The sequence below is a fragment of the Carboxydothermus islandicus genome, assembly GCF_001950325.1.
Lineage (GTDB): Bacteria > Bacillota > Z-2901 > Carboxydothermales > Carboxydothermaceae > Carboxydothermus > Carboxydothermus islandicus.
On record NZ_BDJL01000005.1, the window covers coordinates 17,223 to 29,593 of the forward strand.

The 12,371-nt window shown below is 42.6% G+C and carries 13 protein-coding genes, 2 tRNA genes and 1 rRNA gene; 1 reads left to right on the top strand and 15 read right to left on the bottom strand.

Going from position 1 to position 12,371, the window contains the following annotated elements:
• The 5 genes from ciss_RS13930 to ciss_RS01595 all read right to left on the bottom strand — a co-directional run bounded on the left by ciss_RS13930 (position 1) and on the right by ciss_RS01595 (position 2,291).
• Positions 1-138, bottom strand: coding sequence for a hypothetical protein (locus ciss_RS13930; protein ID WP_235837221.1), 138 nt, complete (start codon positions 136-138; stop codon positions 1-3).
• A 49-nt stretch (positions 139-187) separates the two neighbouring features.
• Positions 188-550, bottom strand: coding sequence for a P-II family nitrogen regulator (locus ciss_RS01580; protein WP_075864568.1), 363 nt, complete (start codon positions 548-550; stop codon positions 188-190).
• Between the two features lie 46 nt (positions 551-596).
• Positions 597-914, bottom strand: coding sequence for a P-II family nitrogen regulator (locus tag ciss_RS01585; RefSeq protein WP_075864569.1), 318 nt, complete (start codon positions 912-914; stop codon positions 597-599).
• A 49-nt stretch (positions 915-963) separates the two neighbouring features.
• The gene (nifH, locus tag ciss_RS01590; protein ID WP_075864570.1) at positions 964-1,791 is read right to left on the bottom strand and encodes a nitrogenase iron protein; all 828 of its coding nucleotides are present in this window, start codon (positions 1,789-1,791) and stop codon (positions 964-966) included.
• Positions 1,792-1,952: 161 nt separating this feature from the next.
• Positions 1,953-2,291 carry a P-II family nitrogen regulator gene (locus ciss_RS01595; RefSeq protein WP_075864571.1) on the bottom strand — a complete coding sequence of 113 codons (339 nt, stop codon included), beginning with the start codon at positions 2,289-2,291 and terminating at the stop codon, positions 1,953-1,955.
• 808 nt (positions 2,292-3,099) lie between these two features.
• Between ciss_RS01595 and ciss_RS01600 the strand changes: the two genes are divergently transcribed.
• Positions 3,100-3,495, top strand: coding sequence for a nucleoside triphosphate pyrophosphohydrolase family protein (locus ciss_RS01600; RefSeq protein WP_075864572.1), 396 nt, complete (start codon positions 3,100-3,102; stop codon positions 3,493-3,495).
• Positions 3,496-3,532: 37 nt separating this feature from the next.
• On the opposite strand, the gene disA is transcribed toward ciss_RS01600, so the two are convergent.
• From disA to rrf, 10 genes are all read right to left on the bottom strand, one after another.
• The gene (gene disA / locus ciss_RS01605; protein WP_075864573.1) at positions 3,533-4,591 is read right to left on the bottom strand and encodes a DNA integrity scanning diadenylate cyclase DisA; all 1,059 of its coding nucleotides are present in this window, start codon (positions 4,589-4,591) and stop codon (positions 3,533-3,535) included.
• A gap of 9 nt (positions 4,592-4,600) precedes the next feature.
• Positions 4,601-5,935 (bottom strand): DNA repair protein RadA, encoded by a 1,335-nt coding sequence (gene radA, locus ciss_RS01610; protein WP_075864574.1) that lies wholly within the window; start codon positions 5,933-5,935, stop codon positions 4,601-4,603.
• A 103-nt stretch (positions 5,936-6,038) separates the two neighbouring features.
• Positions 6,039-8,474 carry an ATP-dependent Clp protease ATP-binding subunit gene (locus tag ciss_RS01615; protein ID WP_075864575.1) on the bottom strand — a complete coding sequence of 812 codons (2,436 nt, stop codon included), beginning with the start codon at positions 8,472-8,474 and terminating at the stop codon, positions 6,039-6,041.
• Between the two features lie 15 nt (positions 8,475-8,489).
• Positions 8,490-9,545, bottom strand: coding sequence for a protein arginine kinase (locus ciss_RS01620; RefSeq protein WP_075864576.1), 1,056 nt, complete (start codon positions 9,543-9,545; stop codon positions 8,490-8,492).
• Between the two features lie 11 nt (positions 9,546-9,556).
• Positions 9,557-10,075 (bottom strand): UvrB/UvrC motif-containing protein, encoded by a 519-nt coding sequence (locus ciss_RS01625; RefSeq protein WP_075864577.1) that lies wholly within the window; start codon positions 10,073-10,075, stop codon positions 9,557-9,559.
• Positions 10,076-10,549 carry a CtsR family transcriptional regulator gene (locus ciss_RS01630; protein ID WP_075864578.1) on the bottom strand — a complete coding sequence of 158 codons (474 nt, stop codon included), beginning with the start codon at positions 10,547-10,549 and terminating at the stop codon, positions 10,076-10,078.
• A gap of 127 nt (positions 10,550-10,676) precedes the next feature.
• Positions 10,677-11,783, bottom strand: coding sequence for an HD-GYP domain-containing protein (locus ciss_RS01635; RefSeq protein ID WP_075864579.1), 1,107 nt, complete (start codon positions 11,781-11,783; stop codon positions 10,677-10,679).
• Positions 11,784-11,912: 129 nt separating this feature from the next.
• Positions 11,913-11,987, bottom strand: a tRNA-Asn gene (locus ciss_RS01640).
• Between the two features lie 182 nt (positions 11,988-12,169).
• A tRNA-Asn gene (locus tag ciss_RS01645) sits at positions 12,170-12,244 on the bottom strand.
• A 9-nt stretch (positions 12,245-12,253) separates the two neighbouring features.
• Positions 12,254-12,369 (bottom strand): 5S ribosomal RNA (gene rrf, locus ciss_RS01650).
• Between the last annotated feature and the right edge of the window lie 2 nt (positions 12,370-12,371).

Sequence of the window (12,371 nt, forward strand, 5' to 3'; positions counted from 1 at the left end):
TCACCCGCGCTCGGTCATATCCCCTGGAAGGGTTGCGATATTACAAGCAGGGATAATCGACTGCTCTTTTTCTGTACGGTAAATATGCTTATCCCGCTCGGGAATCGTTTCGTTGCACTTCATTCGTACAATGGGCATAATAGTCTCCCTCCGTTTCTATCAAGTAGAATTCTACATGCTCCCTTCATCAGATAGCCGCCTGTCCCTTTTCTCCAGTACGTATCCGTATTACATCTTCAACAGGACATACAAAGATTCGACCGTCTCCTATCTGGCCGGTACGATTAATCTTGGTAATCACAGCTACCACAAGAGGCACGTCCTGGTCGTCCACCACCAGGGAAATCATCCTTTTGGGTACGTATTTCATTCCACCTTCCTGCTTTCCAAGTTCGGGGCTGACGGGGAAGGAAACTTCCCCCAGTATTCCCTTTTGCTTGCCCCGTCCAACCACCTTGCAAGCGTGCAGACCCGGAAAACCCAGTACTGCCAAAGCTTCTTTAGTGGCGTTAGCTTTATTGGGCCTGATAATGGCAATTACTTCCTTCATGGAATATTCACCCCCACGCAATCAAAAACCGTTTTCCCGGAGCATATTACAGACCAGCAGCACCGGTACGTATGGTGTAAGCCTCATCCACCGGACTGATGAAGATTTTTCCGTCACCGAAATTTCCGGTGTAAGCGGCTTTAGTGACTATTTCCACCACTTCCGCCACCTTGCCGTCCTCTACCACCAGCATAATCATCACCTTGGGCAGCTCATCGTAATATATGCTGCCCACATGGATACCCTTTTGTTTGCCCCTCCCGACCACATCTATTTTGGTCAGGGCTACGTAACCGGCTTCGGCCAGGGCGTCCACCACATCTTCGCTTTTTTCGGGACGGATAATAGCCCGAATCATTTTCATACTATAACCCCCCGGTTTGATAAATTTTTCCTCTTTTTCCTTATACCTATTAATCCAGCAGACCGTATTTAATCACCAGGTTTTCCAACTCGTCCATAGTCATCGGCTTTGGAATGACAAACATGTCGTTTTCAATAATCTTTCTGGCCAGTTCCTTGTATTCCTGAGCCTGATTGCAATTTGGATCAAATTGGGTCACCGTCTGACGGTTAAATTCAGCTTTCTGCACGATATTATCCCGTGGAATAAAATGAATCATTTGAGTTCCAATTTTGGAACAAAATTCTTCCATCAATTCCCTTTCCCCATCAACTTTACGACTATTGCAGATAATACCTCCCAGTCTGACGCCACTCTGTTCGGCATACTTAACCATACCGCGACAGATGTTATTGGCAGCATATAGAGCCATCATTTCCCCCGAAGCTACAATGTAAATTTCCTGAGCCTTGCCCTCCCGCACCGGCATAGCAAAACCACCGCAGACAACGTCGCCCAATACGTCAAAAAAGATAAAATCCAGATCCGGCGTGTAGGCCCCTAACTCTTCCATTAAACTAATAGCCGTAATCACACCCCTACCGGCACAACCTACACCTGGTTCCGGCCCTCCGGACTCAACGCACTTAATCCCGCAAAACCCGGTCTTTACCACCTTGTCAATAGTCACCGCATCCTCTCCTAAGTCCCGTAGTGTATCCATTACAGTCTCCTGGGGCTTACCCCCAAGTATTAACCGCGTACTGTCCGCCTTAGGATCGCACCCATGGATAAGAACTTTCTTCCCATAGAAATAGGCCAGGGCAGCTGCGGTGTTCTGCTGGGTAGTGGACTTACCGATACCCCCTTTTCCATAAATAGCGATTTTTCTGGTCATCTTCATCCCTCCTAATTTATCTTTAGTATGAAAAAGGTACCGTTTTCCTGGGGGAGAAATAACGGCACCATTGCCTGCAAAAACTCATAACTGTTTATCAAATTAAAAGGCGCCAACCACCAAACACTGATAACACCATGAGCTGGTAAAAATAATGATGCTTAAATAGCACTCTCACCCGTCTCTCCAGTGCAAATCCTAATCACATCCACTACAGGCGTGACGAAGATCTTTCCATCACCGGGTTCCCCGGTTCTGGCTGCTTTGATTACAGCCTCTTTAACCCTTTCCAGATCCTTTTCCCTGATCAAAACTTCTATCTTTTTTTTGGGAAGAAAGGGAATAGTGTAAGCACGCCCACGGAATTGCTCCTGCAATCCCTTTTGCTGTCCCCGCCCCTCGATCGAGTCAATCGAGAGGCTTGGGTAACCAATTTCTTCGAGTGCTTCAATAACTTCCTTAAGCCTTTCTTCCCGGACGATAATCTCCAACTTGAACAAGTAAATCCCCCCTTCAATACCAATATTTAACCCAATCCGAACGCCCAAACTACTACAGTCCCCACACCGATAAGCTGGGCAACCAGGTGGCCTGGGCCTCCTCCGTAGAAAAGTCCGGTGACAAAGGGCTTTTTGATTGAATTTTAGCCAAGCCCCCGTTAGAGATGTCATCGTTCCCTAACTGAGGCATCGCTGCCCGGACGGTTCTGCCACCATATAAGTCTCCAGCTCCATATTCAGATTGGTCAGCAGTAAACAGCAAAGCCCTGTTCCGGCGATTTATTTTAGAAATGTTCCATGCTGATGACCGCTATCTCACAAATCGGACGATGCCTCATAAACACAAAAAGGATGCTTTAATAGAAGCACCGTAGCTCCTCTTAAAGCACCCTTGCTTTGCCTTTTTATTTAACAAAGTTTAATGGCCTACAAGTAAATCAAAAAGGCGCTCTTTCAGAAGATTACTCTCCTGAAAAGCGCCTTTGCCAGCTCTCCACCATTGGATATAATTTTCTGAAATAAAATACCTCTTAACGGAATAACCCGTCAAAAGGCACCATTGCCTTGATAACACCTTTTTATATCTTTCTTTACAGAAGAGTTTAAATCAAAGATAAGTTGTTGTCAATACCCTTTTTTAAATAATGTGTAGATAGGCCAGAGAATCGTTCACAATATTTTTTTAAGCAAATACAAACATTGAAAAAAAGTTGGCATGAGTAATATCTCGTTATTGACACAAGGTAAAATCATTTGACAAGGAGGCGGAGCAAAATTATAATTTATGGTAGTAAAGGGAGGGGACCCGATGAAAGATTTATTAATTGACCATTTTCAGGAAACGGTGAACGATTTGCTAATACGACATAAAAGCATTTTGGATGTTTTATCAAAATTAAACGAAGCCTCCGCACGCGTTCACCGGGCTACTGTAAAAGCGGTAACCCAATGCGGTTGCTTAAAAATAGATGCCAAAAAACCTATTATTCCGGAAGATGCTACCATTCTGCAGCTTAAAGAAATTTTTGACACCCACTTAAAAGGGGAGCTCTGTCCAAACTGCAAAGACACCATTGAAAAAGAAATGGGAAGGCTTTTATTTTACCTGACAGCCCTTTGCAATCATTTAGACATAAATCTGTATGATGTTTTTATAAAAGAACAAAAAGCCCTGGATACTTTAAATATCTTTAATTTTACGTAAAAATAAAAACCGTAGCACTAAGCTACGGTTTATGATTTTATAGTGTATAGTTTGTCTGTTCTCTTAATTTTTTAAGTCCCTCTTTAATAGAACGCGCCCTTACCTCGCCAATCCCTTCCACGTCATCCAGCTCTTCAATGGAAGCACCCATAATATTTTTTAAATTTCCAAATGTTTGCACAAGGTTTTCAATCACCGTTACCGGCAGTCTCGGAATTTTATCCAAAATCCGGTATCCCCGGGGGGAAACCGGTTGGTCCAAAATACTTGCACTTCCCGGGTAACCTAAAGCCCGAACAATGAGCGAATAATCCAAAAGATCTTCCGAAGACCAGGTTCTAATTAAGCTTAAAATTCCTTCAGGAGTCTTTTCCGGTCCTAAAAGGGAATAATCCTGAATTATTAAAAGCCCTTCATCTTCCACGTTAGCAATAAGTTCTTCTAACTGCATGCTTATAAGCCTTCCTTCACTTCCTAGCTCCCAAATATACCTTTCAATCTCCCGCTCGATTCTTAAGACCATCTCCACGCGCTGCAGCGCTTTGGCCACATCCAGCAAGGTCACCATATCATCAAACTCAAGGTTAGTTAAACGCATTAAAGTTTTATCCAGGACCGACCGGTATTTCTCCAGGGTAGCTATGGCTTGATTGGCCTTGTTTAATATGACACTGACCTCCGAAAGCGAGTATTTAAAGTTCCCCTGGTATAAAGTAATAACCGAACGGCGCTGCGAAATAGCAATTACCAAAGCATTAGTTTGTTTAGCCACCCTTTCGGCGGTACGGTGGCGAATCCCCGTTTCCGACGAGGGTATCGCCGGATCGGGAACCAACTGAGCATTGGCATATAAAATTTTTTTCCCATCCTCACTTAAAATAATTGCTCCATCCATTTTTGCTAATTCGTACAAATACGCAGGACTATAATCGGTATTTATGGCAAAACCACCTTCTACTACCTCCATAATTTTGGCGGTATCCCCAATCACAATTAAACCGCCGGTTTTAGCTCTAAGAATCTGCTCTAACCCTTCTCTTAATGGAGTTCCCGGAGCTACACTTTTTAAAGCCAAAACAATCCGTTCGTCTTTCATAAAATCCTCCTATATGCTAAAAAGCTTAAAGATTGCTTCTTGTAAGTTAGTAAAAGTGGTAATTTCCATTTCGGTTTTAAAGTTTATGCTTTGTTTTGGTAAAAATGCTTTTTTAAAACCAAGCCTTTCTGCTTCCTTTAAACGTTTATCAACCCCAAGCACCGGCCGAATTTCTCCGGTCAAGCCAATTTCTCCCAAAAATACTCCATCATTGGGTAGCGGTTCTTCCCGAAAACTTGAAACCACCGCCAGCAACACCCCCAAATCTGCTGCCGGTTCCGATATTTTCAGGCCACCTACTACATTCAGGTAAGCATCGTGTACCGACATGCGAAAACCTAATTTCTTTTCCAAAACCGCCAGCAACAACACAAACCGATTGTAATCAAAACCGGTAGCCACTCGCCGCGGAGTGCCAAAACCGGTAGGGGCCACCAGCGCCTGTACTTCCACTAAAAAGGGTCGGGAACCTTCCAAGCTGACCACCACTGCTGAACCGATGCAATCATGCTTACGATCTAAACTTATAAAAAACTCAGAAGGATTGGAAACTTCTTTTAAACCTTCACCCACCATCTCAAAAATTCCCAGTTCGTTAGTAGAACCAAAGCGATTTTTCACCGACCGGAGAAGGCGGAATGTATTGTGTCTCTCCCCCTCTAAATACAAAACCACATCAACCATATGCTCCATGACCCGCGGACCGGCTAAATAGCCATCCTTGGTTACATGACCAATCAAAAATATAGTTTTATTTTTTTCTTTTGATAGCCGCATAAAACGCCCGGCACTTTCCCTGACCTGAGTAACCGTCCCCGGCGCTGAGCCAAGCTCAGGTAAGTACATGGTTTGAATAGAATCTACAATGATTAATTCATATCCTCCTTTTACGGCCACTTCTTCAATTTCCGCTACATTGGTATGGGTTAAAAGATCTATTTCCCCACTGATGTTTAGACGCTCGGCCCTTAATTTAATTTGTGCCGGCGATTCCTCGCCGGAAACATATAATACCTTTTGTTTTTGGCCAACTTTACCTGCTAACTGCAGTAAAAGGGTTGACTTCCCTATTCCCGGATCTCCCCCTAAAAGGATTAAAGAGCCGGTAACAATCCCTCCACCTAAAACCCTATCCAGTTCCCCAAAGCCAGTAGAAAATCTATCCGTTTCTCCGGTTAAAATTTTTGAAATCCCTACCGGCTCTACCTCTCCAAAAACCGCCTTTCCTCTGGGCAAAATCTTTTCTTCGACAAAGGTATTCCAGCTCTCACAGGCAGGACAACGCCCCATCCACTTATAGGTTTCATACCCGCAATTTTGACAAAAGTAGATTTTTTTCACCATCTAAACTATTTCGCTCCCATTAATTGTCATTAATTTCATTATATCATTGTTTTTCTACCATGAAAAGGAAAATCCTCCCGCCCGGGGAGGATTTTCTAAGAGATTAAATTTTTGCTACCTTGATTTGTCCGTCTTCGGCATACAATTTTACCGAATCTCCTTTTTTGATGTTTCCTAAGAGAAGTTCTTCCGATAACTTATCTTCTACTATCTTCTGAATAGCCCGTCTTAGCGGTCGAGCACCAAAAGCTTCATCATAACCTTCTTTAAGTATTACTTCAATTAAGGAGTCGTCAAATTCTACTTTCATTTCCTGTTCTTCTAAACGTTTAGCTACTTCTTTAAGCATCAACCGGACTATTTCCTTTAAGTGTTCTTCGGTTAAGGAATGGAAGACAATAATCTCATCAATTCGGTTTAAAAACTCCGGCCGGAAGGTGCGCTTAAGTTCCGCCATTAATTTCTCTTTGACATCATCATCTTTTTTCCCATCGGCTACATTTTTAAAACCTAAGCGGGCTTCTTTCTTTATTAGATGTGCTCCTATGTTGGAGGTCATGATTATTACGGTATTTTTAAAGTCTACCGTACGCCCTTTAGAGTCGGTAAGTCGCCCATCTTCTAATACCTGTAATAAGATGTTAAAGACCTCGGGGTGAGCTTTCTCAATTTCGTCCAGCAAGATCACCGAATAAGGCTTCCGCCTTACCGCTTCGGTGAGCTGCCCTCCTTCTTCATAACCAACATAGCCGGGCGGCGCACCGATTAGACGAGCTACCGTGTGTTTTTCCATATACTCTGACATATCTATCCGAATTAACGCATCTTCATCTCCAAATAAAGCCTCGGCTAATGCCCGTGCCAGTTCGGTCTTACCTACACCCGTCGGACCTAAGAAGATAAACGAACCAATGGGGCGCTTGGGGTCTTTAAGCCCCGCCCGTGCTCTTCTCACTGCCCGGGCTACAGCTTTTACTGCTTCATCCTGGCCTATTACCCGCTGATGCAGGATTTCTTCAAGCTTTAGTAATCTTTCCGATTCTTCTTCGGCAAGTTTTTTCACCGGAATACCGGTCCACTGCGAAACAATCTGGGCAATATCGTCTTCGGTAACCGATAATAAATGGTCGCTTTGCTCTTTTTCCCACTCTTTCTTCTTTTCTTCAAGCTCCGCTTTAAGCTTTTGCTCCTGGTCTCTTAATTTAGCTGCTTTTTCAAACTCCTGAGCAGCCACCGCTGCTTCCTTTTCCTTGCGGATTTCGTTAATTTTTTCTTCTAACTCTTTTAAATTGGGAGGTGCAGTAAAGGCATTTAAACGAACTCTTGATGCCGCTTCATCAATCAAGTCAATAGCCTTATCCGGAAGGAAACGATCGGTAATATAACGATCGGATAATTTTGCAGCCGCCACTATAGCCTCATCGGTAATTTTTACCCGGTGGTGTGCTTCATACCGGTCCCTCAAGCCTTTTAAGATTTCAATTGTTTCTTCGACCGTTGGTTCATCTACCATTATCGGCTGGAACCGCCGTTCTAAAGCCGGGTCCTTTTCTATATACTTCCGGTATTCATCTAAAGTGGTAGCACCTACACACTGAATTTCACCCCGGGCAAGGCTCGGTTTTAAGATATTGGCTGCATCAATCGCCCCTTCGGCAGCCCCTGCCCCAATTAAGGTATGGATTTCATCAATAAATACGATAATGTTTCCAGCATTTTTAATTTCTTCTAAGACCTTTTTTAGCCTTTCCTCAAATTCTCCCCGATATTTAGTTCCGGCAACCATTGATGCCAAATCGAGAGTCACAACCCGTTTATCAATTAAAATCTCGGGAACTTTCTTTTGCACAATTCTCTGGGCAAGCCCCTCCACAATTGCCGTCTTACCTACTCCCGGCTCCCCAATTAAAACCGGATTGTTTTTGGTTCTGCGGGATAAAACTTGAATTACCCTTTCAATTTCTTTTTCACGACCTACCACCGGGTCTAATTTATTTTCCCGGGCTAAAGCCGTTAAATCCCGGCCGTGTTCATCAAGGGTGGGAGTTTTAACAGTTTTCTTCTTTGCTTGCCCACCGGCTTGGTTGGAAGTTCCGGGAATTGGGCCACCACTTAACACCTGGGTAATTTCAGTCCGTACCCTTTCTAAGTCAGCACCGAGACTTACCAAGACCCGGGCGGCCACCCCTTCTCCTTCCCGGATTAAACCCAAAAGCAAGTGTTCAGTTCCAACATAGTTATGGCCAAACCGGGCCGCCTCATCTACCGATAGCTCTAAAACTCTTTTAGCCCTTGGGGTAAAAGCAATCTCCGCCGGCATCGGTCCCTCCCCGGGGCCAACCAGTTCTAAAATTTTTTCCCGAACTTTCTGGCTATCAATACCAAGATTTTCCAAAACTTTTGCTGCAACACTTTCTCCTTCATTTATAATTCCTAAAAGCAGGTGTTCCGTAGCTACATAAGGATAATTCATTTTTCTTGCTTCTTCCTGAGCCATTCTAATAACTTTTTGAGCTCTCTGGGTAAACTTATCAAACATACTCTCACTCCTCCTTTAATTAGTTTTTAATTTTTCCCTGATAATTTTTGCCCGCTCCCAATCCCGCTCCGCAGGATCTAAGGGTCTCTGGGCTAAATTTGTGAGATAAGCCGGAGCTGTTGCTACAAGTAACTCATTAAAGACACTCCGCTTAATCTCCGGAAGTATTTTTAATTCCACACCCAACCTTACTTTTGATAGTAAGTTCATTGCCTCCTCGGAAGATATCATCCGGGCACTGGTTAAAATACCGTATGAACGCCAGAGTTCATCCTCCAGGGCATACCGGTTTTCCCGGTATAAAGCTTCCCGTGCCATTCGCTCCTGATTTATTATTTGCCGGGTAACCGAAATAACATTCTCAATAATTTCTTCTTCCGTTAAACCAAGGGTTATCTGGTTAGATACCTGATACAAATCTCCCCGGGCTTTTGTTCCTTCGCCGTATAATCCCCGGACCGTAAGTCCAAGTTTGGCGGTATTGTTTAAAAGACTTGGAATTTGATTGGTATAGGTTAGTCCCGGTAGGTGCAACATAGTTGAAGCTCTAATTCCCGTACCGGTATTGGTAGGGCAAGCAGTTAAATAACCGTATTTTTCGGAGAAAGCATAAAACAGCTTTTCTTCTAATTTATCATCGACCATGGTGGCAATATTATATGCTTCCCTGAGTTCCAATCCCGGCAGGAGAACCTGCAAGCGTATATGGTCTTCTTCATTAATCATCAAAGCTATTCGCTCATCTTCCGTACAGGCAAATGCCCGCCGGGGATGGCCATCGGCATGATCGGGACTAATTAAATGTTTTTCCACCAGTACCTGTCGTTCAATAGGCGCTAAAGTGACTAATTTAAAAAATTCGGTCTTGCCAAATTTTTGTTTAAACCCCCTGCTGGTAACAGCCTTTTCCACCTCTTTTGTCACATAACTCGCGGTTTCTTCATCCATTAAATGGGGAAACGGGATATCTTTTAAGTTGCGGGCAAGTCTAATGCGACTTGAAACCACAATATCCGCATCAGTTCCGGTACCGGCCATCCAGGGAGAAAAACTATTGGTTAATAAACTCATTTCCCCACCCCCTACTCTTTAAGCGAAGCTTCTAATTCTTTTATTTTATCCCGTAATTCCGCCGCTTTTTCAAACTCTTCTTTGCTCACCGCTTCATTTAAAGCTTTCTTTAAGTTTTCAATTTCGCGTAGTATTTTTATTTTACCGCCAGTCTTTGCCGGAAATTTGCCCCGATGTTCGGTACTTCCGTGTATTTTTCTTAAAGCTTGTTCTACTCTGTCCTTAAAAGTTTCATAACACTGACTGCATCCCAGGAAACCGGAATTAATAAATTGGTTTTCGGTAAGTCCGCAGACAGGACATTTTTTAGTGACACCAATATTTCCACCAGAAATGCTAAAATCCCCTAAAACGTCATGACCCATAAGTCCCTTTAATAAGTTTTGAAATGTTAGCTGGGGTGAAAAATTAAAGGTATGACCTAATTCCTGGGCACATTGAGTGCAAAGATTCATTTCCGTCTTTTGTCCATTTACTACTCTGGTGATGTGCATGGTGGCTGGATTCTGCCCGCAGCGTTCACATAACATTTAATTCCCCTCCTCCGCATTAAGCACTCCCGCTAACATACTTTTTAGAAGAAGTGCTCTTAATTCATCTCGATAAGGTAATGGTACCTGCAATACTTTACGGTCAACAGCAATTGTTAAAAGCCGTTTCTCCCTTTCGGTAATGCTTCCGGCTTCATATAAAGCCTTAATAATTTCCCGGGCTTTACTTTCTGAAACGGCATCACCAATTGCCCCAAATATTCTTTGATAGAATGCTTCCCGGTCCTGGTCGGCAATTTTTATGATGCGGATATAACCGCCACCGCCACGGCGGCTTTCAATTAAGTAGCCATGTTCGAGAGTAAAACGGGTTGCTAAAACATAATTTATCTGGGAAGGTACGCATCGTAACTTTTCCGCAAGCTCATTTCTTTGAATTTCCACCACCCGGTCTTCACTTTCCTGAATTAATTTTTTTATATACTGCTCAATTAAATCAGCAAGCGAAGGCATCATCCACCACCTCATCTGACTTTGTTTGACTTTTACTTTTATTGTAGCACCATTCCCTCATATTGGCAAGGGGTTTTTTTATATTTTTTCAATAAAAAAGGCTTTTATCCATCGTTGGACAAAAGCCTTAAACAAATTCCGCTAAATTTTCCTTTATAAGATCTATTTCACTTACCGGACCGGTAATTACTACATCTAAATTTCTTGCCAAATCAGCTTCATAAGGTGTAACTTTTCGGTTATTTACATGCGTAACCAGTACAAGAGGTCTTGCAGGTAATCCTTTATAGTTTTTTATAACGTAACCCGCTTCACCAGTACTTAACCGCACCATAGTACCAACAGGATACGCAGCAATTATCCGGGTAAAAATCTGTACCGTTTTATAATCAAGTTCATTTCCGCCTAAGGATGATATATACTCAAAAACCTCCTGGGGAGGATAGGCAGGTTTATAAACGCGGTTGGAAGTCATCGCATCATAGATATCACAAACTGCCGTAATTTTAGCGTACGGATGAATATAATTTCCAGGGATTCTCTGAGGGTAACCATTTCCGTGATCTTTTTCATGATGTTGAAGTATAGGATACAAAGCTTCAGGATTAATATCTGCTCGTCCACCAATTAATTCTACCCCTAATAAAGGATGTTTTTTCATAATAGTCCATTCATCATCATCCAAAGGACCCGGTTTATTTAAAATTTCAGGGGGAATTTTTACCTTGCCAATATCATGTAGTAGTGCACCGGCAACAAGGTCAACTAACTTATCGTTGGTCATTGCCAATTCAATACCAACTGCCGCTGCCAAAATGGCGATATTTAAAGAATGGAATAAAGTGTAATTATCGGTATTCCGGATATCGAGAATGTCTATTAATAAATTCTTTTTTTCCGCAAGTTCCAGAACTATCTCTTGGGCAATATCTTTAACCTCGTTAACAATAGTTAAGACATTTCCCGGAAAAGTTTCAGAAGTTATCGAAAAGGCTTTTCCTAAAGTATCCAAAGCCCTTTGCCGTAATTGAAATGAAACAGTTGGAGTACTATTTAAATCTTTATATTTGCTGTTAACAATATAAATAGTTTGATAGCGAAGTTTTCTTAAGCGTTCAATATATCCTGGAGTTAAAACCACACCAGTGTTAATTAAGACCCGACCATAACCATCAATGATCGGATAAGCAACTTTCATTCCCGGTATTAAATACCTAACATCAATTGGTTGCAAATAGCATCACCAATTTTATTTTACCACATTTTTCCGCTTTTTTTGTCGAATTTTAGTATAATTTTTATTTTTTCGGTGTTTTCTCACTTGTTACCACTTACTACCTAACACCTACCACATAAAATAAAATGGCTCCTCGAGCAGGATTCGAACCTGCAACCCTCCGGTTAACAGCCGGATGCTCTACCGTTGAGCTATCGAGGAGCGTTTTTAAGTCTATTTAATTTTCTATTTCTATTAAGTAATTTTAAATACTTTTTTTCAGCATTTCAATAGTTTTTTATTCCAAATTATTTATTGATTTTTTTACTTACCACTTTCCACCTACGACCTATCACTATTATCGCCGACCACCTACCACATGCGACCTACCACTAAAAATAAAATGGCTCCCCGAGCAGGATTCGAACCTGCAACCCTCCGGTTAACAGCCGGATGCTCTACCGTTGAGCTATCGGGGAGTATAAATTTTCCGGCAGCGACCTACTCTCCCGGGACCTAACGTCCCAGTACCATCGGCGCTGGAGGGCTTAACTGCCGTGTTCGGAATGGGAACGGGTGTTTCCCCTCCGCTATTGCCACCGGAAA